We start from the raw sequence: 23,510 nt of genomic DNA, 5'->3' as shown, positions 1-23,510 counted from the left end.
AAATCGCATGAACGAAAAAATCTTCCTGTATGACGGCGAATGCGGGTTTTGCGCCGATTTAGCCGAATCCTTGAAAAGCAAATGCTTGGACAAAAGCGTTCAGTTTCAATCGTTCCGAACATTAAAAAAAGATGAATTAAAAAAAATTCATCCGGCATTGACGATCGATGCTGCGGCCGGAAATGTGCAATTCGTAGACGGGAATGTTCGATACCCCGGATTTTTCGCGATTCGAAAACTTTCCCACTCTTTATCGGGATGGCGCTGGGTTGCGCCGTTCTTATATTTCCCCTTTGTACCGATCCTTGGAATTCTCGTCATGAATCTACTGAAGGCATTTAGGAAAAAAGGGATAAATCCCTAGCACGCCGATCTATCGGCCGGCTTAAAACAGGATTGAATCGATTACCGTTTCGAGATCGGCTCGGCGAGTCGTTGCAGCCCTTCGTAAAAGACGAGACGAGCATCCAAAGCTAGAATTGCCCCGTCTCTTACTCGCTGCCGCTTTTGCTCTTCGTCTGCGACTTCGTCGATTAAGCGAAACAGTTTTTCGGAATGCGATTCATCCGCATCCAGATTCACCTGAAAGAATTTTCCGTCGGGAAGCGAAATACGCGATTTTAATTCCTTATAAGAAAGAAACATCCTTCCGTATTCCAATTTGAGTAAGTATTCGTTTGCCGGTCCTAATGCACCCAAAGCGGCAAAAAAATCGGTCGTCGTAATTCTTTGCATCAAATTCAGATACTGCGCCGTTTCCGGAAGTAAATCCTCGGCTTTTACGGATTCTTCCATTTCTGCAAGAAATCTCTTAAGAAGGGAAACGTGTGCCTCATCTTCCTTGCCTTCCCCCAATTCTTCCCAGATATTTTCCACTAAAACAATTTTAGAAGACACAAAATCGGATATAGCGGCCGTATTCAAAAACCAATTAACGAACGCGACCGAAACGAAATATTCCTGCTTTAACCAAAGGAGCAGGTCGGATCTTTCCATTCGTTTTTCCCTCTGTTCCAGCCAGACATTAGAGGTCAAAACCTTATGATTCGCTACTAAAGAGACCAATTCATCCCGAAACGTTCCCATCATCGACGATCAAATACTCCTTTAAGGGATTTTATTTTTGCATAGGCGAATCTTTCCTCTTGAAATTCGCTTCTTGCCATTCTCAATAAATCGCTTAATAAAGATGAATAATTTCCGAATTCGCGAGTATAACAGATAGGAAAGCTGCTATAAAAGGGCGATAAACCCGGAGTCGTATTCCATTCCAAAAATCGAGGATATCCGTCTGCGGTCGATTTCCAGTCCAAACGGACGGCGCCCATCGTTCGGACTTTCTTGCAGAGCAAAAGGGAAAAGGATCGGATCAAAGTCGATCGTTCGACGTCCAGATCGAAGATCAATCTTTCGGGCATCGAAGATTTCGTTTTGGTCCGTTGACCATAGACGGTTTCATCCGAATTTTGCAAACAGATACGGGCAACCTGACTAACTCGATATCCTTCCTTCGGAGATCCTATCACCGCGACAGTCCATTCTTCCCCCTGTAGGTACGATTCCCAAATCCAAGAAGAGTGAAAATTTCCTTTCTCGCGAAGAAACTGCTTTAAGGAATCATGATTCGTAACCATATTCGATTGGGCGATTCCTAAACTAGAGCCTTCGTATCTAGGTTTCAGGAAAACCGGGAATTCCGAACCGTCCGGAAGGCCTTCGATAAAATCCCCGCTCTCTTCGAAGTTAATTCCTTCCACGCATCCCCAATTCGCGGTCGGAATTCCTAGAGAGCGGGAAAACAATTTGGATGCATGTTTATCTAAACTTAACGTATGAGCATAAGCGTCGGAACCGGTATGCGGAAAACCGAAATATTCAGCAAGCGCAGGAAGCCAAGCCTCGCGGTTCCGGGATAAAAAGCCCTCGACCAAATGGAAGAGTACCGGTCTTTCGGAAAAAGGTAGAGTCGAAAAAAAAGATAAGCGTTCCAGTAAATCCGACGGAGATCCGACCGACTCAACGCGTTCACCCGACTCCTCTAAACAGGATTTTAAATAGTCGATCGATTCGAGGCTCTCCCACTCTTGCGTTAAATTCGGAGGGAGATCGGTTTCTTGAACGTCTGCAACCAGCAAGACGGAAGGATTTTCGTTTTTCATGTCATGGTTTTCTCCGTCCGTCGAACGAAACCCCTCTATCGACCGAATATGCGGAATTTCGAATAGATTCCCAAGCTTTCTGATCCAATTCCGGGTAATATGATTCGTAATCGCTGTCGAGCGGCTCGGAGCTCAAATGATAAGTCCCCCGAACTGCGGAGCGAAACACGTGATTTCTTGACTCCTTATGGAAACCCAAATACCAATTCGGGCCGAGAGTAATTTTTCCTCCTCCTCCGGGTAAATCGTTCACGAACTGGGGGATTCCCATGCCGCCGATTTTTCCCCTCATATATTCCAATATCTGAATTCCTTTATAGAGAGGAGTTCGAAACCCCCTGGACCCCGGGATCAACTCCGGATCATACATATAATAGGCCCTAATTCGCAATTCTAAGAGTTTTTTGTGCAATCTCAACATCGACTCGCCGTCGTCGTTAATTCCCTTTAAGATCACGCACTGGTTTCCGACATTGACGCCTGCCTTTAATAGTCTAAGTACCGCTTCTTTAGCTTCGACGGTGCACTCCTTTTCATGATTGAACTGAGTATTACAAAAAATAGATAGATTGTCAGTATTATGAGATTCGATCATTTTACAAAGTTCTGAAGTGATTCGCATAGGCAACGTAACGGGGTTCCTGGTTCCGATGCGACAAATCTTTACATGCGCGATTTTTTCCAAATTCTCCAAAATCAGGTCGATCTTCGCATCGGAAAGATTCAGCGGATCGCCGCCCGAAATAACGACATCCGAAATTTCAGGATTCGCTTTTATATAGGCAAAGCATGCTTCGAGGTCGGGAAGTTCCATCCGTTCGAAACTATCGGAGACTTTACGTCCTCGCATACAATGTCTGCAGTAAACGGAACATTCGTGGTTGGAAAATAATAAAACCCGGTCCGGATACATGTGGGTAAGACCTTTTACCGGAGAAAGATTTTCCTCATGAAGAGGGTCCAAGGCTTCTTCCGGCGCAAAAAAAGCCTCCTCTCTCTGAGGAACGATCATTTTACGTATCGGACATTGCGGATCCAAGGGATCGGATAGAGAGAGATAATAAGGACTCGCACCTACGTTCAAACGGATCGTCTCTTGAATACCTTGTCGTTCGGATTCCGTTAATTCAAAATAAAGATTCAAATCCTGGGCTTGGATTCGGTTCCGTAACTGAGCTTTATAATCGGACCACTCGAAAGAAGAGAACAATCTTTGGCGCGCCCTCGACGGCAAGGCCGCGTCTTCTTCTACGTGATTTTCAATGACTTTTCTCATAGCGGCTTTCTCCATTTCCTCTTCGAAGGATGGAAAATCAAGCGAAGGAAAAAAGGGATGCCGTCAAATTTAGACGCAAAACAATGACCTTGTCCATGAATTGGAATCCTAAATCGGTAAGCGCCCTCGCCTTTGACGTTGACGGAACTTTGTTCTCCTCGGAAGGCATTATTTTAGAAACCTATGCTGAGGCGATTCGCCGGTTTTCACTCTCCTCCGGAATTCCTCTAGACGTCCCGGATCGAGAGAAAATCATGCTTGAAATCGGAAAGCCGGTCAAAACCATTTTCTTAAATCTCGTTCCTCAGTTAACGGAATCCGAAAGGGATCAAATTTCCGATTCGGTATTACGTTTATTAGTGGAGAAAATTCGCTCCGGAGAGGGGGAATTTTATCCTAAAGTTCTGGAAACGGTTTCTTCCCTAAAACAGAAAGGTTACCGAATCCTTGCGGCTTCTAACGGACGCAGACCATACGTTGAAACCATCCTCGACGTCTCGGGAATTCTCCCCCTATTCGATCCGATACTAATTCTAGATAATATTTCCTTAAAAAGTAAAGCCGATCTTGTTTCGAAATACTTGATTGATTACGATCTTACTCCGGAAGCCCTTTTGATGATCGGTGATCGTAGCTCCGACTACGAGGCGGCTCGAAAGAACCGGTGTCCCTTCGCATTCTGTGCTTATGGGCACGCACCCGTAGGAGAAATTCCGGATTGGGAAGTTTCACTCGCTCAATTGCAGGACCTGGATAAGATATTCTGAAGACAGAGGACAGAAGACTGAAGACAGTAGCTGCTCGAGGTTGGAAAAGTTACGGAAATAGAGGAAAGATCCCCTGTAACACATAAATCTTTCTCTAGAACATGGAAATTCCGCTTATCAATGTTCTGTCCTCAGTCTTCTGTCTTCCGTCCTCTGAAAGTCCTCTGATTTCCCGTAAGAAACCTTCTAAAAAGTGAGAAGAGCATTCCAAGAACTTCCGAAAATCTAATTGTGCCGGAATCGGAAAAATTGAAATCCCTATTATATGTCCTAACCGGGATTTTATTTGTCTTGGTTTTATTGGATAAATCGACCGGGGCGGGATTTCGATCCGCCGAAAGCGGCGGGGATTCCGGATTCTTTTCGAAATTCAATACGATCGGAAAAACGATTCCCCAGCCTCCTCAATCCACTTCCGGAAAACAAACCCATGAAGAAGTGATGGATCAGGCGGAAGACGAAATTCTTTCCGAATTGATGCAAAACGGAGGCCAAAATTGGTCGGAAAGCGAAAGCACCGACTCGGACGATCTATTTATACCGGTCGTCGATAATCCAAAAGCCGCAATTTCCGAATCTTTCTCCGAGGAACGAATCCATCACGAACCCGGAGAAATCGAATTGTATTTTCTGAAATTTTACGGAAAAGGCAGCAAAAGCCATTCTAGACTCGTTCAGGTCAAACGAAAGCATGTCTCCGGCGACAAAGTTCATTTCATTCTCAAGGAATTATCCAAGGGACCCGACCCGGATGAAAAAAGAAGCGGTGTGCTCAATGCCCTTCCCCCAAAATTCACCTACTCCACCGAATATTCCGTCGAGAACGGTATCCTGAGACTTTCCCTAGGAAGCGAATTCGAAACGGGGGCAGGTCCTGAGTTGCTAAAAGATCGCGTGGATCAACTCTGCTATAGCTTACTGGAAAATTTAAAAGTAAAAGGAATCCGCCTCTACATAAACGGCAAGAAAGTTCACTCTTTAGGTGGTGTTGGATTCCCGGTTCCGGATATCCTAACCAAAAATCCTAGAAAAATTGCCGTACTATAATTCAAAAAAATCACCTTTTTGACACAAGGTACCGTTATCCGCTCTTCCTCATTCTATTTTCGAGGCAAATCAACGTTTTTTTGCTTAGCGTAAAATTCTTTCTTGCTTTAACGATAGTTAGAATCGAACCGTGGATCTTGGAGACGGAAATTTCTCGGAATTCTTCCGGATCCAAGCGGAAAGAAAAGAATGGTTCAATGGTTTCCCGGTAGCGACCTTCGGGCTCGCCACTTATTTAAGAGAATTCTATTTAACGACTACCCTAGTGAATTCATCGAAAGTAATTTGACCGACATTCGGCAATCTCTCGCGATCCACTACTCGTTCTGCATTCTAATAACATTCTTCACGTTTTTAATCCCCGATTCCAGAACCGTCAGCGGAGAACCTTTATTTCTACTGTATTCGAGTAGAATCACGTTAGTACTGCTCTCTCTCCTATTTCTCTGGAGAAACTCACTCAAGACCGATTGGAATCCTAAGAACATGGAATCCTATAAAGTATGGTCCTCTTCCGTTCTACTCGTTTCGTTTTTACCCTTCTTATATCTGGACGAAGTTCATTACGATATCTATCTTCACCAGGCGACCGCCATTCTTTTGAGCATGAACATTCTACTTTGGTTGACTACGACGACCGTAGTGTTGGTAAATCTCACATTCGGAATCGCTTTTTTCGGAATTTGCTATCTCTCCGACTCCATATCCAACGCATTCCAGGAATTTCCGATCCTATTGACGTATATTTTCGTCGGAACTTTCGGAAACATCATTATGAATTACTGGAGAATGATGGACTATCGGGATAAGAGTAAACTTTCTCGAGCGGTGATTCGGCTCCGAAAGAAAAACGATCAGATCAGAAGAATTTCCAGTGTGGACGATCTTACCGGCTTGTACAACCGTAGGTATCTGATCGAACAGTTCGATATCTTCAAAAAACGGGCCCGTAGATATAAATTCAATATGGCCCTGATTATTTTGGATATGGACCATTTAAAGGAAACGAACGATAAATTCGGGCATATGGCGGGAGACGAAGCGCTGCAAACTCTCTCTGCAGTCATGAAATCCAGAGTCAGGGCCACGGATGTGTGTGCGCGGATCGGTGGCGATGAATTTTGTATTCTTTTAGATTCGGTCGATCCGGAAGGACTCGAGATGCTTTGCGAATCTTTAAGAAAAGGCGTGGCGGCTCAAGGCTTGTCGATCGAAGACGAACATGGAACTCCGGTGTTCATAACGATTTCGATCGGGGCTTCGATACTTCCGTTTGACGAAGACTTAACCTTCGACGATCTATACCAGTCGATCGACTCGGCTCTTTACAAATCGAAATCGGCGGGAAGAAATAAGGTCACCATCGTCACCGCCAGTAAGCAGGACAAGCAAAGAGATGCATTCACTTCTTGGCCGACGGAAGTTCGTATATATAAGTAAGTTCGCAATATTCACCGTCGCCGAAATACGTCTGAGCCTTCTGTTCCAGAAAAAAAAGTCGGTGTTTTTGATTCGGTTCCAACTCGTCTAATCTTTGAGTCACCTGCAATTTTGCGGCTTCGCAGGAGGACTTTTTCATCTTAAAAATATCCTGCTCGTCGACTGAAACGACGGAAGCCTTGCCCATGGCAATAAACTCGTATTTATGAGGTCCGAGAATCTTCACGCTTACCCCCGTTTCCAAATGAACTCTCTCTTTACGGGACGGTACGCAGGCGCATACCAGTAGAATCCCGGTAAGCGCTAGGTATCCGAGTAAGATTCGACCATGTATATCGGAAAAACGTAACATTCTGACCCCCTTAGGTCTTCTCGCTTTGTTTATGCAACTAAATCACTATGGAAACTTTCTTCCGTTATGCGAACTCAAGAAAGTGATCGGGAGTATTCTCTCCCTTCGTATTTTTCATAATTGTAAAGAAGGTCCCGTCTCTTGGGGGTAAATCCGCCTTCCTGCAGGAATTTCACGGCTTCCTTTTCCGTCTTTAAACCGAAAGAACGGAGCACATTCTCTTCGATGACGACGGAAGAAATATCATCCGCACCGCTGGACAGGGCAAGCTGGCCCACCCCTTTCCCCAAGACCATGACGGAGGTCTCTATATGCGGAATATTATCCAGAAAGATTCTGCAAATCCCTAGAACTTTCAGATATTCCGTCGTAGGAACCGAGCGGACCTTAAATCGTTTGGTCTGAGGCTGAAACGTCCAAGGGATGAAAGAAAGAAATCCGCCTGTCCGATCCTGTAAATTTCTCACAACCGTAAGATGCTCGATCACTTCCGACTTCGTTTCTTCGGAACCGAATACGATATTCGCGCTGCCGGGAAGACCGGCCTCGTGACAGGTCTCCATTGCACGAACCCACTCTTCCGTCGTGGCCTTCTTCGGTGAAATAATATTGCGCATTCTATCCGTAAGTATCTCGGCTCCGGCTCCCGGAACCGAATCCAGTCCTGCATCCTTTAAAAGATAAAGAACATCCAACAACGATTTGCCGGTAATTTTCTCCAGATTGATGATTTCGACGGGAGAAAAAGCCCGAATATGCATCTCCGGATATTTTTGTTTTACTGAGGAAATTACATCCAAGTAATAATCGAACGGAAGATCCGGGTAAACTCCTCCTTGCAGGAACATCTGGTCGGCCCCTTCCGAAACTGCGTAATCCATTTTTTCCAGAATTTCTTCTTTGGATAGCACGTACCCTTTTCCGTTTCCGATCTCGTCCATGAAGGAACAAAAGCTGCATTCCACATTGCAATAATTCGTGTAATTGACGACTCGAAACATCGTGTAGCTAGCGCTTGTATGAGGAAGAATCTTTTCCCGTATGGTACGAGCCGCTCCCATGATCTTTAAATGATCTCCGCTCTCGTATAATTCGAGGGCCTCACTGGGAGAAATTCTCTCCCCGGCCAAAGCCTTCTCTAAAATGGTATCTGTTGCTTGTTTTTGAAAAATAGGACTCATCGTGTACTGGCTTTCGTTCGTTTGTATCTATCTTCAGACTTTTCGCGTACCTGAAAAAGGCGAGATCTTTTTCCCTTTAGGTTTTAAACGACTCCTTCTAATTGCGACTTATTCTCGACAAAATGCAAGAGGAATCTAGGAGAAAGGAATCGATTTTAGAATGCCTATCCAAGATAACGAATTCTGCCTGAATGCTTTAGCCGAGAATGCGCAGAATTCTCCTACTCGGATCAGAACGGACGTTACGGCAATTTTTCCTGGACAGCGTGCTTCCCCATCGTTACGGTGCTTCTGAAGACCATCCAAAGACAAAGGTACTACTGAAAGACTATGGCTATATCCAAGATCGCCTTCCATGTGATTTTCACGGTTCTGTTCGCTGTCGCGAACTTCGTGTTCGTCCGCGCGGTCCTCTACCGCCTCAAACTCGTTTTCAACGGTAGAAAAGCAGTCGGAACCGAAGACTTCCGGGAACACCCGAACTGGGGATTCAGAATCAAGAGTTTCCTGGTAAACGTACTCCTTCAAAAGAAGAACTTTAAAGAACCGTTACGTGGAATTATGCACGCATTCATATTCTACGGTTTCGTAACGTATTTGCTGCATACGTCCAGTCAAATGGTCGCGGGTATATTCGGCTATGGATTGGAAGACGCCTATAAGTTTTCCTTAGTCGGATCCGTTTTCGGCGATACTGCCAATTATGTTTACGAATATATTCTGCAATTCGTGACCGTTTTGGTTCTCGTAGGCCTAGGTTTCTTTGCCTGGAGGCGTTGGATTCAAAAAGCCAAGGGATTGGATGTTCATTCCCCTGCGTCTGCAATCGTAATCGCGATGATTTCCATTTTGATGATTTCGACTCTATTGGGAGAAGGCGCAAAGGCTGTCGGAGCGGAGTACGCAGACCCGATTCATGATGCCGCTCCTATCGCCGCCGCCATCGGAAATATCTGGCAAGTGATCGGAGTCGAATACTCCAGTGCAGACTTAGTCGTTCAAATCATGTGGTGGTCTCACATTCTTGCGGTATTCGCATTTATGTTGTATGTGCCGACCTCCAAACACGCTCACTTGATCTTCGCACCATTTAATTATTTCTTACAGTCGGACACTCCAAAAGGCGCGCTTTCCAAACTGAACTTGGAAGATGAAACTGCCGTTTGGGGAGTCAATCGTGCCGAAGACTTTCCATGGCCGAATCTACTCGACGGTCTTTCCTGTATCGAGTGCGGTCGTTGCCAAGTTCAATGCCCCGCGAATCGAACCGGAAAAGTTCTGAATCCCAAAGCCATCATCGTAGATTTAAAACATGCGCTAATGGATAAGCTTCCCGAAGTCGTAAAAATTCGGGAAGTTCAAGGCGAAGGAGCTGCGGATGCGATTGCCGCAGTCGATACAGGCGTCATCAATAATTATGAAGGTCTATCGGAGGAAGCTCTTTGGGGATGCACTACTTGCTATGCTTGCGTGGAAGCCTGCCCGGTTGGAAATAACCAGGTCAATGCGATCATGGAAATGCGTAGACATTTGGTTCTTGCAGAATCCAAATTCCCGACCGAACTGCAAAACGCATTCGTGAACATGGAAAATAACTCGAACCCTTGGGGCGTCGCGGCTCACTCCCGCGCGGATTGGGCGGAAGGTCTCGGCGTTAAGACGATGGCCGAGGATTCCAACGTAGACGTTCTCTACTGGGTAGGTTGCGCCGGTGCGTACGATGATCGAAACAAACGGATCGCACAGTCCTTCGTTAAGATTCTTCAAAAGGCGGACGTCAAGTTCGGAATCTTGGGAACGGAAGAAGGTTGTTCCGGAGATTCGGCACGTCGCGGCGGAAACGAATATCTCTATCAGACCCTGGCCCAAGCAAACGTGGACACGATGAACGGCTATAACGTAAAGAAAATCGTTACTGCCTGTCCTCACTGCTATAATACCATCAAGAACGAATATCCGCAATTCGGCGGGAACTTCGAAGTGGTTCACCACTCCGAGTTCATCAACGAGCTTTCTAAGAGCGGGAAAATCGACGTAGGCGTTGCGGAAGATGCAAATGCAGGAAAGTATACATATCACGACTCTTGCTACATCGGTCGTTACAACGATAACTACGAAAATCCTCGAGACGTAGTTAAGAAAGTATCCGGCGGAAAATTATCCGAACCCTCCGACCATCATACCAAGGGACTCTGTTGCGGAGCCGGTGGAGCACAGATGTGGATGGAAGAACAGAATAACGATCGGGTTAACTTCAAGAGGACCAACCAATTGCTTGCAACGGGTGCAACCACGATCGCGACCGCTTGTCCATTCTGCATCACGATGATCACCGACGGAGTGAAACAAGAAGGTAAGGTCGAAGAAGTGAAAGTGAAAGATATCGCGGAATTGGTTGCAGAAAACTTGAAGTAAGGATTCGGCGATTACCCTACGCGAAACAGCCTCCTAATCTTAGGAGGCTGTTTTTATCTTTTTTCGGATTACAGAAACCTATATGCAATTTGAAATTCTTCCGATTTTAGATCGAATGATCGAACTCTATCATGAACCTCTCAATAAGGATCGATTCCGAAAATATTTAAACTTAGCGTTAAACGAAGAGAAAACCGACGTCGAAATACCTCAAGGTCGCAAAAAAATTATTCCAGGAATACGAAACCGAACTAGGGAAATAGAACGATTCAAATAAAAAAAAGCGGAACGTTTCCGCTCCGCCGTGAATCATCTGGTGCAAATACACTATATGCGACGGGAGCCGCCTAAAAAATACACGTAATACGCAAATTTTTCCGATCCGTTTTTCCTACCATTTTCGATTTATAAAATATTACAGGTCGGTGAGTTTCTTACTGAACTGCTCATACATTGCATTTTCGGCATCCAAAATGGTCTGCTCCCCATTATTGAACGGCATATGCCCTTTTATGATGGCTTCCCAAGCGATCGCTCCCGATTCTATATCCACAGCCTTAACGATCACTTCTGCAATGAATCTGACCCGCGTTCCTCGGCGCACCACATTATAGTTCGTAATCCTTCCGAAGAAGGCATAATTCGAATTCAATAGTTTTCCGATGTTTAAGCCGTCGCTTTCGGTTATACCCGTTTGACTCAGAGTCATTTCATTTAAAAGCTTATCGACCTTGCTTCTCTCCAAAACGGTCAGTCCCGTTCTAACAAGCGCTAGTTCGACCTTTTCACGGTTTCTAGCTTCGATGTTTTTCCTGCGGTTCGCAACGACCTCGTTCTGCTTCAATCCTTCCGCCATTTCAAAAGGAAAAACGACATACTTGTCCTTCCCAGGCTGAGAAATCCCCGATTTAGCGATAACTTGAATATCGAAATGCTGGGCGCTTCTACAAGTAAAGAATGAAAATAAGATTATGAGCGCGACGACAGCTCGAAAACGGATTCGTTTCATCGATTCTCCTCTTTGAACAATAATGGACGTGTATAAACGACATTGCATTTCTTTTCTAGCTCCAAATCGGGAAAATTATCCGGTAAAAATTGGAATCTTAGTAAAAATCCCCGAGAAAAAAGGAAAGGTTATAATCGATCGAAATAGTGATGCGCGGTCGCTTTCGAGTCGACCTTCGGTTTATCGTTAACGTTGCGGACGCGGGAATTTTTGTCCGATCGCAAGCGGGAACATCCGAAAAGTGCGATCGTACTTTTCTATATTCGTGTAGAAAATACTAAACCGTTTATCCTCGATAAGAATGGAAGGCCAAAGAAACGCTTCGATCCTCCGAAAGATTCGCCGAAGGAGAAGGCCTCACATCCTGAATTTGGCATTGATCTTAATCTTGCGGAATTTCCTGGGTCGGATAATCCAAAAGACGGATTTCCGGATTCTTCTTTTGAAAGTACCCCTTTTCCCATTCCGAATCGAAGAGCAGCGCCGCTCGGTTGATGCTATCAACGACCAGATTAGAACCGACCGGAACCTTGCTTATATCTTCTTCGGGAAGCCAGCAAGAAACTTGGTACGGAAGTATATTGATATTGGTAGGAGCTCCATACTCGTCTTGGAGACGTCGACGGAATACTTCGAATTGCAATTGTCCCATCGCACCGATGATGGGAAGTCCTCCCCCTACGGTTTGGGAAGTGAATAAATGCAGAATACCTTCTTCCGCCAATTGCTCGATTCCCTTTCGAAAGCTCTTCAACGCTCCGGTTTCCACGCAAGAAAGTGTCGCAAAAATTTCGGGAGCAAACACCGGGAGAGGTTTGAGATCCGGAATCTTTCCGCTGGCTAGCACATCGCCTATCGCATACGTGCCCGGATTTACGAGTCCGATAATATCTCCCGGATAGGCTTCATCCACCGTATTGCGATCCTGGCCGAAGAAAGCAAAGGAGGAGGAAAGCTTCACTTGCTTTCCGAGTCGGCCATGATTTACGTTCAATCCCCGTTCAAACTTTCCGGAACACACTCGAAGGAATGCGATACGATCCCGATGTGCCTTGTTCATGTTTGCCTGAACCTTAAAAACGAACCCGCTAAACGGAGTCGTAACCGGATCCAATCTTGAACTGTCTTTCAAAGGAAAATATAAAGGCGGAGGCGCGATTTCCAAAAAGTGATCCAAGAACAATTGAATCCCGAAATTGTTCACTGCGGATCCGAAGAATACCGGCGTGATTTTAGATTCTAAAAAATCCTGTAAGGAAAACTTTCCGATCCCGTCTTCGACAAGTTCCACTTCCTCGCGAAACGCTTTCAAGACCCAATCTTCGAACATAGTGTCCAGATTCGGGTCATCAATACCCGAACTTTGAAAGGAGGATTTTTGCGAACCCCCGGGAGTTCTATCATAGGTATATATTTTCTTGTCCGGACGATTATAGACTCCGCTGAAGTCCACACCCGTCCCGATCGGCCATACCATCGGAATCGCAGTGATTCCTAATACTTTTTCTATCTCGTCCAATAGTTCAAAGAGAGGTTTCGTAGGCCGGTCCATTTTATTGATGAACGTCACGATCGGGATTCCACGATCTCGACAAACTTTAAAAAGTTTAATCGTCTGAGGTTCGACTCCCTTTCCGGCATCCAAAACCATGACCGCAGTATCCGCCGCGATTAATGTTCTATAGGTATCTTCCGAAAAATCCTCGTGACCCGGGGTATCCAATAAATTTAAAACATGGTTCCTGTATTCGAATTGTAAGGCGGCGGAAGTGATCGAGATTCCCTTTTCCTTTTCCATTTCCATCCAGTCGGAAGTGGCGGCCCTGCGATTCTTTCGAGCCTTAACGGCTCCCGCTAATTGAATAGCGCCCCCGTAGAGAAGAAGTTTTTCAGTAAGAGTGGTTTTTCCAGCATCCGGGTGAGCGATGATCGCAAACGTTCTTCTTCGTTTGGTTTCCTCTTCCACGGATTTTTGGGTAACGACCGATTCGGACACGATGTAAATCTCCTCTATGAATACGTTTTCCTGCCGGGATCCCGTGTCAGCACGAAAACCCTGAGGATTTATTCATGGATTCGTATTTAACCGGTAAACTCCCCGTAATGGGTATCATAGATAGTCCTCGATTAGCCTTTTAGAGCCCGACTTATAGAGTCGCAAGATTCACGCTTTTTTCCCCGGAAAACACTCGGGAGGGGGATTTCCCTCCCTCCTTTTTTCCGCAATTTCTGCCTGCCTTTTTCAGGTTGTCCAATGCAGAATCCCGATTTTTTCTGACCTTTGACTCGCATCATGTCGGCTTCGAAAATAAAACATCTGATTTCCTGGAAAGATTGGGCGGACGAAGAAGTATTGGATCTTCTACAATTTGCCGTTCATGTAAAACACCATAGGGCCAATTACCTTGGGCACATGACAGGCCGAACTTTGGCCATGCTCTTTCAGAAAACTTCCACGAGGACTCGGGTTTCCTTCGAAGTCGCTATGACTGAAATGGGCGGACATGCGATTTATTTGGATTGGATGACTTCGAATTTCCTTCTCTCGGATATCGATTTAGAGGCCGAATACCTGTCCAGAAACGTCTCCGTCATTATGGCGAGGATGCGCAAGCATGAGGATCTTTTACAACTGAAGGAAGGCTCGCAAGTACCGGTGGTCAACGGCTGCTGCAATATGTTCCACCCTTGCCAATCCTTGGCGGATATCTTGACGATAGCGTTGGACAATCCTAAACCCATCTCGGAACTAAGCATGACGTATATAGGGGTTCATAATAATGTAGTGAACTCTTTGATAGGAATCACCTCCGCGCTCGGAATGAAACTAACGCTTGTGACTCCGATCGCAGACGCGGAAAATATCGATCCGGAAACGGTAGAGCGTGCTAAGAGAAAAGGAACTCTGGCATGGGAAGTAGACTTGATCCGAGCGATTAAAAATACGGATTATATATACACGGATACCTGGGTGGATATGGAATTTTTCAACGATCCTAACTTTGCGGATAAGAAGAAAGCTAGAATGGAATTGATGATGCCTTACCAAATCAACGAGGCTCTACTAAAAGAGACAAAGGCGAAAGTAATGCACGATATGCCGATTCATTCCGGATATGAAATCACGAGAGAGGTTGTCAGAAGCCCGAGATCGATTATCTTCCAGCAGGCTGAAAATCGACTGGATGCGCAAAAGGCAGTTATTCTACAGCTTCTAGAAGCGTAAAGCCAGGCCTCCAAAAATCCGTTGCCGGATGGACCACCTCCGAAAACCCTGTTCCAAGAACGGCCGCAATCGGCTTTAAAAACGGAAACAAAGGTATTTCTATGTCCAAACAACCCCATCCGAAGGATGCGCTATTCGAAGGAGAGAAGCCCTTCCCCATTATTCCAGCCTGCGAGCATTTTGCCGGTTCGGAAAAGCTTATCACCAAAGCGCTCGAACTCCAAAATAAACTCGGCGGTCTTTTCGACATTACGATGGACTGCGAAGACGGAGCTCAAACGGGTAAGGAAAAAGAGCACGCAGAAATGATCGTGCGAATCCAAAACTCGGAACTGAATAAGCATAATATGAGCGGGGTTCGGATCCATGATTATACGAACTCATATTGGAAACAGGACGTAGACATTATCGTACCCGGTGCGGGAGCGAAAATCGCTTACATTACGATTCCGAAACCTACGAAAGCATCTCAGGTCGAAGAGATGATCACGTATATTCAGAAAGCTGTGCAAAAAGCCGGAATTAAACGTGAAATTCCGATTCACGTTCTGATCGAAACTCATGGAGCGCTTTGGGAAGTCGAAAAAATCGCCGCACTTCCTTGGATGCAAGTTCTAGACTTCGGGTTGATGGACTTCATTTCCGGGCACCACGGCGCTATCCCGGCTTCCTGTATGAAAAGTCCGGGTCAGTTTGACCATGAACTTTTAAGACGCGCCAAATCTACCGTAGTCGCCGCGGCGTTGGCTCACGGAGTGATTCCGGCCCACAACGTGACATTGGATTTAAAGAATCAATACCAAACCTACAGAGACGCCAAGCGAGCTCATGATGAATTCGGCTTTTTACGCATGTGGTCTATCTACCCCACGCAAATCCAAGCGATCCTAGATGCAATGGCACCCGATTATAGTGAAGTTCAAACTTCTGCCGAAATCCTGGTAAAAGCCCAAGATGCAGAATGGGGGCCGATCCAACACGCAGGCGATCTTCATGATCGTGCCACCTATCGTTATTTCTGGGAAGTTCTGCAAAAAGCGAAACTCACAGGGATTTCCATTCCGGAAGAAGCTGCAAAGAGATTCTTTTAAGATAAGCGGAAGACAGAGGACTGAGGACAGACGCGTTCGCTTTCAGAGGACCGAGGTCAGAAGACAGACGCGTTCGCTTCGCTCACGCTAGACAGAAGCTGCTAGATGTTGGAAAGGTAATAGAAGACGGGGAAAAATCCCCTTGTAACACAGGAATCTTTCCTTATAGCTTGGAAACCCTGCTTATCAATGTTCTGTCCTCTGCTATTTGCTAAACTTCTCGTTTAGCTTGCCTATGAGCTCATTTAGGCTACGATCCATATAGTCCCAGGCTTTCTTACTCATCGGCTCCAAAGGCATTTTCTTTTGAAGCTGCTTGAATCGATCAAAAGATTCCCTTGCAAAGTCCAGAAATCGACGAGGAGTAATTCCTAGACGATCAAATTGGCTTTCGTGAGAATTAAAGAGTCCGGCTATCTTTTCTCGATACTCGCCTTCCAAAAAATAGAAGCGAAGATCCCCCATCGACTCATCTATGGCTTTATATATCTTACGACCGGGGCCATCCTCCTTTTTCGGAGACGGGTCAGGTCTAACGACAATCACGCTCTTCGGCGACTTATCCTTATCTTTTTTTTCGAGTTTTTGAAATTTCTCTCGTTTCAAAACTTCGCTAAGGATGGTTTTCTTTTTTCCCGCCAACTTTATTCGGATCCCTTAAGGTTAATGGTATCGAGGACTCAGCTGATAACTAGCATACAAACTTTGGAAATTTATGTCCAGTAGTTTCCGTCCCGTTTTGAAAATGGAATTTCATCATAATCTTAGCCGACTTCACGAACTAAAGATTTTTTTCCCTATCCCCTTAGACGAGAGGACCCTTCTTTCTCAGTCTCCGCAACTCGCAATTCTGCAACCACTCGCAACGTAGGCAAAACGGATCTTCGGAGTCGTACGAGGAAGGTGGACAAAGATTCGCATTCATTGCCTGCATCGGTTCGAGAACTTTCTCCCTCTCTTCGACGGACGAAATCGAATGCAACTTACTTAGTAAATTGGTGTTTTTACGAATTTGAACCTGGAAAAAATCTTCCATCGGAATCGAAGCATTTGGACTCGCTTCTTTCCGAATCCTTTTAAGGAAGACGGGAGACTTCACGGGCTTACCCCATTGCGAAAAAAATTTTAGCGCAAGTAAACCGAACACGGCACCGCCAAGATGTCCTGAATTGCTCATCATTCCAAAAAAAGAAGTCTGATGATCTTCGCTCCGATAATACTGAAGTAACGTAAAAAGGTCATAGGCAAAGCCCACACCAATCAGAACCCAAGGAGCATATTTTGCTCTTACCGGAGGGAAAGCAAATCTCGCTTCCGGAAAAAGAATCCCAAATATTGCCAGAATTCCAAATACCCCTCCACTAGCACCGATTGTAGAAGTATGATAGCTATCCCAAGAAGAATATTCAGGTACCAAACCTGTCTTTAACCCGACAAAGGCAAAGACGACCACGAAAATTCCGCCGCCGAGTTGGGATAAAAGGTATATCGCAAAAAATTTCCACTCGTTCATATACCGACAAATCCAAAATCCGAGCGTATACAAGCCGAACATATTCATACCGATATGTAAAAAAGGCATGAATAATCCTTCGCCTACCACATGAAGAAAGCCGTAAGTGAAGATCTGCCAAACCATCCCCTTCTCAACGACGAGACTTGGATTTAGGCCGAAATAGTAAGTTAGAATTCCCCCACCACCTTCTAGCATGAGAAGTCCCCATACGGCGAAGTTCGTAAATAACAGGATGTTCAGGGGATGGAATACGGAAAATCCGAACAGCTTCAGACTAGAGCCGTAATTTCTCTTTGCCATTATGTAAGGTTTAAGGGAACTGGTAGTGGAGTCAAGTAGGCAAAGCCGGGGCCCTTTTATAGCCCCGGTTCGTCCTCATCCCCTGGGAGTAGGTGGATGATTTCAATCACATAGTTATAATCGTAGGAAAGGAGGGCTCGCTTTAGTAAATCGGGCCAAAAAAAGTTTGGAAAAGCAAAATTTACGTCCTATCTTCTGGGAAGGCCGAATTTTACGTCTTTTAGACCAGCGCTTGATACCCGGCAAAAAAGAGTGGTTCTTGGCGTCGACTGCGGACGATACGATCCTAGCCATCCGCGAAATGATTGTTAGGGGAGCACCCGCAATCGCGATAACGGGATTATTCGGCGTTGTCTTAGAATTAAAAAAATTCGATACCAAGCCGTCTTATGAATCGCTGGAGCTAATTCTATCTCGTATCTTGGAATCGAGACCCACGGCGGTCAACCTGCGGACCGCTCTGGACGAATTTAGAAAACTACTTCCAAAAGAAAAATTCGAATCTTTAAGCTTAAACGAAATCCAAAATATCGCCGAGAAATTTGCGATCGGAGTCTACGAAGACGATATTCGAAATAATATAGCCTTATCGAATAATGGATTGGCGCTATTTCCAAATAAATCGGAAAAAATAAAAATTTTGACCCACTGCAACACCGGCGCCCTCGCAACCGCGGGTCACGGCACAGCTTTGGGTGTAATCCGCTCTCTCCATGAAAAAGGATACGATCTAACGGTTTATGCGGATGAAACTCGGCCCTATCTCCAAGGCGCCAGGTTAACCGCTTGGGAACTGCTAGAGGAAGGAATCGACTCTTATCTGATCACGGATAGCATGGCGGGTTGGTTGATGGCGACTCAAAAAATCGATGCCGTGGTTGTGGGTGTCGATCGAGTCGCAGCCAATGGAGACTCCGCCAACAAGATCGGAACGTATCCTTTAGCCATCGTCGCAAAAGCGCATGGCGTCCCTTTCTACATCGCTGCCACGGAAAAAAGTTTCGATTTCCGAATAGCTTCCGGTAAGGATATTCCGATAGAAATGCGAAATCCCGAAGAAGTCACAAGATTGAATTTCTTAAAAAAAGAAGACGGTTCTCCGATTTTAGGGGAAGGCATTATCGCCCCGAAGGCGGTCAAAGCCTTAAATCCTTCGTTTGATGTAACTCCTGCGGAGTTGATCACCGCATTTATTACCGAACGAGGAATCGTAAAACCGTCCGAGATCCGAGAGATATTCGGTTAGCGAATCGAATATCTCTCGATCGATGTTTTCTTATTTTTGAGCTTTGACAGCGACCATCGCCGCTTTATCCTGCCCCGGATGAAAACGCATCATGAAGGCGGACTGAAATTTGTCGATCTTCTCGATTTGCCTTCTATATTTGATAATCGCCCCTTTATAGGCTCCCTTCCGGACGACCAGTTGTACCTCCCCTGGATGGAAGCGAGCCGTTCTGAGAACCTCGATCTTTTGCTTCAAAGCTTCTATAAATCGATTTTTTTCGTTATATTCTTCGAAAATCTTACGGTAACCTTCCTTCTTATCTTCCGGAATTTGACCGCGGGACCGTTGGACTAGCTGCTTAATTTGTTGGATTTTAGGAAGAACCTTCTCCATCTCTTTTTCGGCGGAATGCAAACGCTTAGTCAATTCCTCAAACGCGCGATCGTTTCGAAAATGAAATCCTAATTCAACGACGGTATCCAATTCCGCTTGAGAACCCAAATTGCTGCAGACTAAACCGGTAAACACCGTTACGGACGAAGAAACTAGGTTCGCGTTAGAACCGTTCAATGCGATCGTTCCGAGGCAATGGATTTTGGAATTCAAAATAAATCCTTCGATCACTACGTCTCCGTCGACTTCTATCTCGGCGTTTTCAATGAATTTAGCGTTTAAATGGCCGCCGACTTTTATTACGTTCTTGCCATCGCCTTTAATTCCGCCGCTCGCTTCCAAATCCCTGGCGACGGTCAGATCGGAAGATTCGATATTTCCCTTAACGATCAAACTTCCGTTTGTCACAACGGAAGCTCCCGATTCTATATCACCTTTGACTAATACGTTTCCGTCATAATTAACGTTTCCGGTTCCTATCCCTACATTGGAATCGATCTGCAATTCCTGGGAAACGGTAACCGAACTGTCGGTGGAAAAAACGGCTCCGTTGGTGGTCGCGTGGTAATCGCGTAACGGTTTTCCGTCCACTATCGTCTGCCTTTCCTGCACGTTCTTTCCGACGGTCAATTTCGGTCTCTTGATCGGAGGGGGAGCTATCGGTTTTCCGAATACGTCGATTCCGGCCTTGCCGGGAATGCCCTCAAAGAGGGATGCAAGTTTCTCGCCTTCTTTTACGTATATGTATCGATCGATATTCCGAAAATCGGCTTTCCCATCCTCTCCGATTTTGACTCTTTGAGCCTGGGGATGGTAAAATTTCAACCATCCGTCCTCTCCTTTCGTCGGAGAAAGACCCGCTGCTACGGGAAAGGTCACCGGCGAAAAATTCATTTTCGACGTTGCATCGGCTAAGTTCTTTAGTGTTTGATAAATTTGATCGCTTAAAACTCGTTCTTGAGATATTTCTCGATCATGCAAAAATTCCAGAATAACTCCCGTAGATAAGGAACGCCCTTTTATCATCCCAGGCCGAATCGTAAGTTCGGCTGATAGAGCGTCGTTAGCTACTTTCAAAGTAAATACGCTTTCCCAGCTTGTATCTTGTTCCGGCAATCCCGAGGTTTGTTCAGTACTCACAATCATTCTACCTTACTAACAATCGAACCTTCTTACTCGTTGCGGCCTTTTTTATAATTTAGCAACGGTTAACAATTTTCTGACAACGTTCGTGCCCGATTCTCAGTTTTCTCTTTTTTCGCGTTCCCATCGGAGACAAAAGTTTACATGTAAATCCCTTGCCTTTTCCTTCTTATCGTCGACTAAGAAAGGTTCCAACTCGAGGTATTTTGACACGAAAGTACCTTTATATGTGGACGGATAAATCTCGAGAAAAATAACACCCGCTTTTAAAGTTCAAAAGCGTTTTTTATAAAGAATCCCCATATTTTAGCCATGGACGGAATTTCCGGAAATTGCGTATAAAAGGGTAAATGATCGCCGTGAGTCAATAGACGCGACTTTACAAAGACCGGGGGATCTTTTAATCGATTTCGGAGATCTAGGAATAAATCTTCGGATTCGTTCGGAGAAATCACAGGGTCGTCAAATCCGTGCAATAACGCAATGGGTTTTCTCCAAGAAGAAGTAAAATTGGCAGGGGAATTCTCTTCAATGAAGCCGGAGGGAAGGGAATTCAAAATTTCGGCCGACACTCTCTCCCTGAATGAGGGTACCGATCTAATTTCATCCACAAATTCGCGCTCCTCGGGGCTTAGGGCCGGATACAATCTAAATCCGACTGCCGCGTCTGCCTGTCGTTGGAGTCCGGAATCCAAGGCGGATTCCAAAAAGAATTCTTCCAACCGGTGAAAATGATTCCGTATCTTCTTAATATAATTATATAACATGACGTACACCGCATAAGGGTCTCGGTCAAAATTGGCGATTACGAACGGAAGTGTTTTGCTAAAATCGGAATAAGTCCCGACCAACAAAGTGGACGATAACTTGAGTTGTTCCTCCTCGTTCGAAAGAGCGACCATACCCATGCCGGCAGAAAAGCTTGCCGATAAATAAGAAACCGGTCTGCCTTCCAGCTCGTAAATGGCTCGAAATGTAGAACGGATTTTAGGGACAGTCTCGGACGAAATTTTTAAGTCTTTGATTTCGGGTAATTCCGGCAAGTAGACGGTAAATCCGGTACCATGCAGATGCCTCGCTAGTTCCAAAATTCGAGGGTCCTCGATTCCTCTTGCACTCATTCCGTGCTGGATGTAAACGGCGGGAGCGTTTCTTTTTCCCGGAAAGAGTTTCGTTCTTATCTCTAATCCCGAATCGAGTACAAGATTTCGTTCTTGCGTTGATGGAGCGGAAGAAAAACCGAAACCTGCATATCGAATCAGGAAAGGCAAGCCGACTAAATAATATTTTTCTATCATAGTTGAAAAGTGAAAGAAACCGTCCAAAGACTTTTAAATTAATATTTTTTCATAAGAAGAATCAGATAGATTCTTCCAAGATATTGTTTTGCACTTTCATCTTTTAAAAAGTAGATCAGTATATATTGTCTATAATGCTCCAAATCGACGGGGACCAATTTATGATTCAGGTTTTCCGGCGGTAATATGTCGATTTTAAATCTGCCTAATTTCATTTCCGAAATGAGTTCGGCGCAGATCTGATTGGCAAACTCAAGCATGATAGACGCCGCATGACTTCGAATCGTCGGATCGATATGGAACGAGCGGGCAATCTTAGGCAATAATTTTAATTTTGTATAACCGTCCATCGCTAAGAACAATCGACCCTCCGCTTCTCCTTTGAATTCTACGGACGTACAATTTTCGTAACAGAATCCCTCGTTCTTGGAAGGACCAAAGGCCTCTCTTGCGGCATGAACTCCCAAATTTTTGTCCAGAAATTCCGGAAAGATCTGAGAGATCGTAAGAATGAATTTTTCGTCGAGTAAGGGATCTAAATTTAAAGACATACTAAACGATTTAAACCTTCCGTAACGGACGAGTATAAGGCCTTTCTGGCTTTATACTCCCAATCTTTGTCACCGAGTCGAATCCGGACCGAGGCCCCCACATTCAAAGAAAGATCCGAAGATCCCAGAAATTCCATTACGAGCGGAAGAGCCTCTTGAAATGCCATCCAATCTTTGGAAGTTAAAAAAGCGGCGACCCGGTGATTTCGAATTCGGAATAGGGATGCGGATTCCCCGTACTTCTCTTTCCACCAATTTCCGAAACTTTTCAATGCCGGAAGCAACCGTCCTTCCGCTCCCCGGAATTCTATAAACAGAAGAATTTTCGGCTCATCTCCTACGACTCTTTCCTTTTCCAAAGTATTACAAAAGGATAAATGAGAGAACCAACCCGTTTCGTAATCCTCGGTCTTTGCCGCCAAAGCGAGCCTTTCGGTAATCGATTCCAACAACGGTGTGATAGTCGAAACGTTGAGATTTATTTCCGATCGGGATACGTATAACACCTGCCCTATGCGCAAACCCTCCCACTCGAGTTTCCACAATACGGCGTTACGATTCTCCGCGACTTCCTCCGGGAACCCGCTCTGGAACACGATCATGCTTCCTTCTTTCGTCGCGGCAGGACTTAATTTTCGATTCGGCGCGTATAAATGAACTTCCCAATGATCTCCCTCGGGTAATGCGCGCAAAAAGTCCTGCAATACTTCATAGACCTGGCCTTTCACGGGAAAATGAAAACAAACCGGCGTCGAGTCTATATCTTCCTGTAGAATCTCCGGCAGCCGGTCTTCCTCCCTGAACATTTCCCTTTCGTTATTTTCGGATGCTGTAGAAATGCCAGGCGTTGAACGGTCCGTTTCTAAAGAAGGAATTCCGTCCAATTCCTTTCCAGGATCTTCCTCTAGTGGGGACCTTGCCTTGGATTGCCCATTCGCTTCCTCCCGTTTTTCAACGTTATTCCGAACCACAAATCCGAATACTGTAAGCATGGTAAGCGAAATCCCGGCGAGGGCGATGACTTCCCCATCGATCAATACCGAGGAAATTTCGTCGGCAACGAGAAAGGTGGAAAGAAATAGAAAAAAATCCCCGAAAAATTGCATTTTGACGGACTC

At 45.3% G+C, this 23,510-nt stretch carries 22 protein-coding genes; 9 read left to right on the top strand and 13 right to left on the bottom strand.

Translation table 11 applies throughout. The annotated features are described in order from the left end of the window. Positions 1-7: 7 nt before the first annotated feature. Complete coding sequence (locus tag LEP1GSC047_RS06980; protein ID WP_010411249.1) at positions 8-364, top strand: DCC1-like thiol-disulfide oxidoreductase family protein; 357 nt, start codon at positions 8-10, stop codon at positions 362-364. Positions 365-405: 41 nt separating this feature from the next. Here the strand turns inward: LEP1GSC047_RS06980 and LEP1GSC047_RS06975 are convergent, their stop codons facing one another. From LEP1GSC047_RS06975 to LEP1GSC047_RS06965, 3 genes are read right to left on the bottom strand one after another with little or no spacing between them, the layout of a single operon-like run. Beyond that, positions 406-1,086, bottom strand: a complete 681-nt coding sequence (locus LEP1GSC047_RS06975) for an iron-containing redox enzyme family protein (protein ID WP_010411253.1) — start codon at positions 1,084-1,086, stop codon at positions 406-408. Then, a complete protein-coding gene (locus tag LEP1GSC047_RS06970; protein ID WP_010411255.1) occupies positions 1,086-2,159 on the bottom strand; it encodes a D-alanine--D-alanine ligase family protein in 1,074 nt (357 codons plus the stop codon). The genes LEP1GSC047_RS06975 and LEP1GSC047_RS06970 overlap by 1 nt, the downstream gene beginning before the upstream one ends. 1 nt (position 2,160) lies before the next feature. After that, a complete protein-coding gene (locus LEP1GSC047_RS06965) occupies positions 2,161-3,435 on the bottom strand; it encodes a KamA family radical SAM protein (protein WP_010411258.1) in 1,275 nt (424 codons plus the stop codon). Between the two features lie 83 nt (positions 3,436-3,518). Here LEP1GSC047_RS06965 and LEP1GSC047_RS06960 point away from each other — a divergent pair, with 83 nt between their 5' ends. From LEP1GSC047_RS06960 to LEP1GSC047_RS06950, 3 genes are all read left to right on the top strand, one after another. Beyond that, a complete protein-coding gene (locus LEP1GSC047_RS06960; protein WP_039934390.1) occupies positions 3,519-4,202 on the top strand; it encodes an HAD family hydrolase in 684 nt (227 codons plus the stop codon). A gap of 231 nt (positions 4,203-4,433) precedes the next feature. After that, entirely contained in the window at positions 4,434-5,249 is an 816-nt protein-coding gene (locus LEP1GSC047_RS06955) for a GerMN domain-containing protein (RefSeq protein ID WP_010411263.1), read from the top strand. Between the two features lie 189 nt (positions 5,250-5,438). Further along, positions 5,439-6,689 (top strand): GGDEF domain-containing protein, encoded by a 1,251-nt coding sequence (locus tag LEP1GSC047_RS06950; RefSeq protein ID WP_010411265.1) that lies wholly within the window; start codon positions 5,439-5,441, stop codon positions 6,687-6,689. On the opposite strand, the gene LEP1GSC047_RS06945 is transcribed toward LEP1GSC047_RS06950, so the two are convergent. Together LEP1GSC047_RS06945 and mqnC are read right to left on the bottom strand one after the other, a co-directional pair. After that, positions 6,652-7,041, bottom strand: a complete 390-nt coding sequence (locus tag LEP1GSC047_RS06945) for an LIC11299 family lipoprotein (protein ID WP_010411267.1) — start codon at positions 7,039-7,041, stop codon at positions 6,652-6,654. The genes LEP1GSC047_RS06950 and LEP1GSC047_RS06945 overlap by 38 nt on opposite strands. Before the next feature lie 74 nt (positions 7,042-7,115). After that, positions 7,116-8,222 carry a cyclic dehypoxanthinyl futalosine synthase gene (gene mqnC / locus LEP1GSC047_RS06940; protein ID WP_010411270.1) on the bottom strand — a complete coding sequence of 369 codons (1,107 nt, stop codon included), beginning with the start codon at positions 8,220-8,222 and terminating at the stop codon, positions 7,116-7,118. Between the two features lie 330 nt (positions 8,223-8,552). On the opposite strand from mqnC, the gene LEP1GSC047_RS06930 reads away from it, so the two are divergent. Further along, on the top strand, positions 8,553-10,637 hold the full coding sequence (locus LEP1GSC047_RS06930; RefSeq protein WP_020988497.1) for a heterodisulfide reductase-related iron-sulfur binding cluster: 2,085 nt from the start codon (positions 8,553-8,555) through the stop codon (positions 10,635-10,637). Positions 10,638-10,719: 82 nt separating this feature from the next. Then, positions 10,720-10,914, top strand: a complete 195-nt coding sequence (locus LEP1GSC047_RS06925) for a hypothetical protein (protein ID WP_010411280.1) — start codon at positions 10,720-10,722, stop codon at positions 10,912-10,914. A 138-nt stretch (positions 10,915-11,052) separates the two neighbouring features. Here the strand turns inward: LEP1GSC047_RS06925 and LEP1GSC047_RS06920 are convergent, their stop codons facing one another. Both LEP1GSC047_RS06920 and LEP1GSC047_RS06915 read right to left on the bottom strand, forming a co-directional pair. Next, a complete protein-coding gene (locus LEP1GSC047_RS06920; RefSeq protein WP_020988405.1) occupies positions 11,053-11,646 on the bottom strand; it encodes a CsgG/HfaB family protein in 594 nt (197 codons plus the stop codon). A gap of 382 nt (positions 11,647-12,028) precedes the next feature. Further along, positions 12,029-13,642, bottom strand: coding sequence for a peptide chain release factor 3 (locus LEP1GSC047_RS06915; RefSeq protein WP_010411287.1), 1,614 nt, complete (start codon positions 13,640-13,642; stop codon positions 12,029-12,031). 297 nt (positions 13,643-13,939) lie between these two features. On the opposite strand from LEP1GSC047_RS06915, the gene LEP1GSC047_RS06910 reads away from it, so the two are divergent. Both LEP1GSC047_RS06910 and LEP1GSC047_RS06905 read left to right on the top strand, forming a co-directional pair. Further along, on the top strand, positions 13,940-14,872 hold the full coding sequence (locus LEP1GSC047_RS06910; protein WP_010411292.1) for an ornithine carbamoyltransferase: 933 nt from the start codon (positions 13,940-13,942) through the stop codon (positions 14,870-14,872). A 101-nt stretch (positions 14,873-14,973) separates the two neighbouring features. Then, positions 14,974-15,963: an HpcH/HpaI aldolase/citrate lyase family protein gene (locus LEP1GSC047_RS06905; RefSeq protein WP_010411295.1), complete on the top strand. Its 990-nt coding sequence runs from the start codon at positions 14,974-14,976 to the stop codon at positions 15,961-15,963. Positions 15,964-16,167: 204 nt separating this feature from the next. Here LEP1GSC047_RS06905 and LEP1GSC047_RS06900 read toward each other — a convergent pair whose 3' ends face one another. Both LEP1GSC047_RS06900 and LEP1GSC047_RS06895 read right to left on the bottom strand, forming a co-directional pair. Next, positions 16,168-16,605 carry an LIC11177 family protein gene (locus tag LEP1GSC047_RS06900; RefSeq protein WP_020988318.1) on the bottom strand — a complete coding sequence of 146 codons (438 nt, stop codon included), beginning with the start codon at positions 16,603-16,605 and terminating at the stop codon, positions 16,168-16,170. A gap of 163 nt (positions 16,606-16,768) precedes the next feature. Continuing rightward, complete coding sequence (locus LEP1GSC047_RS06895) at positions 16,769-17,779, bottom strand: rhomboid family intramembrane serine protease (RefSeq protein WP_010411301.1); 1,011 nt, start codon at positions 17,777-17,779, stop codon at positions 16,769-16,771. A 166-nt stretch (positions 17,780-17,945) separates the two neighbouring features. On the opposite strand from LEP1GSC047_RS06895, the gene mtnA reads away from it, so the two are divergent. Further along, the gene (gene mtnA, locus LEP1GSC047_RS06890; RefSeq protein WP_010411304.1) at positions 17,946-19,025 is read left to right on the top strand and encodes an S-methyl-5-thioribose-1-phosphate isomerase; all 1,080 of its coding nucleotides are present in this window, start codon (positions 17,946-17,948) and stop codon (positions 19,023-19,025) included. A 30-nt stretch (positions 19,026-19,055) separates the two neighbouring features. Here mtnA and LEP1GSC047_RS06885 read toward each other — a convergent pair whose 3' ends face one another. From LEP1GSC047_RS06885 to LEP1GSC047_RS06870, 4 genes are all read right to left on the bottom strand, one after another. After that, positions 19,056-20,546 carry a DUF342 domain-containing protein gene (locus LEP1GSC047_RS06885; protein ID WP_010411307.1) on the bottom strand — a complete coding sequence of 497 codons (1,491 nt, stop codon included), beginning with the start codon at positions 20,544-20,546 and terminating at the stop codon, positions 19,056-19,058. Positions 20,547-20,809: 263 nt separating this feature from the next. Beyond that, on the bottom strand, positions 20,810-21,841 hold the full coding sequence (locus LEP1GSC047_RS06880; RefSeq protein WP_020988530.1) for an alpha/beta hydrolase family protein: 1,032 nt from the start codon (positions 21,839-21,841) through the stop codon (positions 20,810-20,812). Between the two features lie 38 nt (positions 21,842-21,879). Next, positions 21,880-22,392 (bottom strand): chemotaxis protein CheX, encoded by a 513-nt coding sequence (locus LEP1GSC047_RS06875; protein WP_010411313.1) that lies wholly within the window; start codon positions 22,390-22,392, stop codon positions 21,880-21,882. Continuing rightward, positions 22,383-23,498: a hypothetical protein gene (locus tag LEP1GSC047_RS06870; protein WP_010411316.1), complete on the bottom strand. Its 1,116-nt coding sequence runs from the start codon at positions 23,496-23,498 to the stop codon at positions 22,383-22,385. The genes LEP1GSC047_RS06875 and LEP1GSC047_RS06870 overlap by 10 nt, the downstream gene beginning before the upstream one ends. Positions 23,499-23,510 lie beyond the last annotated feature (12 nt).

Source organism: Leptospira inadai serovar Lyme str. 10, assembly GCF_000243675.2.
Lineage (GTDB): Bacteria > Spirochaetota > Leptospiria > Leptospirales > Leptospiraceae > Leptospira_B > Leptospira_B inadai.
Note: the sequence above shows the minus strand (reverse complement) of the source record. Positions and strands in the feature narration are given on the sequence as shown.

Bases quoted from the DNA above. Each gene is read 5' to 3' on its own strand.
- LEP1GSC047_RS06980 (WP_010411249.1), top strand. From the start codon at position 8: ATGAACGAAAAAATCTTCCTGTATGACGGCGAATGCGGGTTTTGCGCC.
- LEP1GSC047_RS06975 (WP_010411253.1), bottom strand. From the start codon at position 1,086: ATGGGAACGTTTCGGGATGAATTGGTCTCTTTAGTAGCGAATCATAAG.
- LEP1GSC047_RS06970 (WP_010411255.1), bottom strand. From the start codon at position 2,159: ATGAAAAACGAAAATCCTTCCGTCTTGCTGGTTGCAGACGTTCAAGAA.
- LEP1GSC047_RS06965 (WP_010411258.1), bottom strand. From the start codon at position 3,435: ATGAGAAAAGTCATTGAAAATCACGTAGAAGAAGACGCGGCCTTGCCG.
- LEP1GSC047_RS06960 (WP_039934390.1), top strand. From the start codon at position 3,519: ATGACCTTGTCCATGAATTGGAATCCTAAATCGGTAAGCGCCCTCGCC.
- LEP1GSC047_RS06950 (WP_010411265.1), top strand. From the start codon at position 5,439: ATGGTTCAATGGTTTCCCGGTAGCGACCTTCGGGCTCGCCACTTATTT.
- LEP1GSC047_RS06945 (WP_010411267.1), bottom strand. From the start codon at position 7,041: ATGTTACGTTTTTCCGATATACATGGTCGAATCTTACTCGGATACCTA.
- mqnC (WP_010411270.1), bottom strand. From the start codon at position 8,222: ATGAGTCCTATTTTTCAAAAACAAGCAACAGATACCATTTTAGAGAAG.
- LEP1GSC047_RS06930 (WP_020988497.1), top strand. From the start codon at position 8,553: ATGGCTATATCCAAGATCGCCTTCCATGTGATTTTCACGGTTCTGTTC.
- LEP1GSC047_RS06925 (WP_010411280.1), top strand. From the start codon at position 10,720: ATGCAATTTGAAATTCTTCCGATTTTAGATCGAATGATCGAACTCTAT.
- LEP1GSC047_RS06920 (WP_020988405.1), bottom strand. From the start codon at position 11,646: ATGAAACGAATCCGTTTTCGAGCTGTCGTCGCGCTCATAATCTTATTT.
- LEP1GSC047_RS06910 (WP_010411292.1), top strand. From the start codon at position 13,940: ATGTCGGCTTCGAAAATAAAACATCTGATTTCCTGGAAAGATTGGGCG.
- LEP1GSC047_RS06905 (WP_010411295.1), top strand. From the start codon at position 14,974: ATGTCCAAACAACCCCATCCGAAGGATGCGCTATTCGAAGGAGAGAAG.
- LEP1GSC047_RS06895 (WP_010411301.1), bottom strand. From the start codon at position 17,779: ATGGCAAAGAGAAATTACGGCTCTAGTCTGAAGCTGTTCGGATTTTCC.
- LEP1GSC047_RS06885 (WP_010411307.1), bottom strand. From the start codon at position 20,546: ATGATTGTGAGTACTGAACAAACCTCGGGATTGCCGGAACAAGATACA.
- LEP1GSC047_RS06880 (WP_020988530.1), bottom strand. From the start codon at position 21,841: ATGATAGAAAAATATTATTTAGTCGGCTTGCCTTTCCTGATTCGATAT.
- LEP1GSC047_RS06875 (WP_010411313.1), bottom strand. From the start codon at position 22,392: ATGTCTTTAAATTTAGATCCCTTACTCGACGAAAAATTCATTCTTACG.
- LEP1GSC047_RS06870 (WP_010411316.1), bottom strand. From the start codon at position 23,498: ATGCAATTTTTCGGGGATTTTTTTCTATTTCTTTCCACCTTTCTCGTT.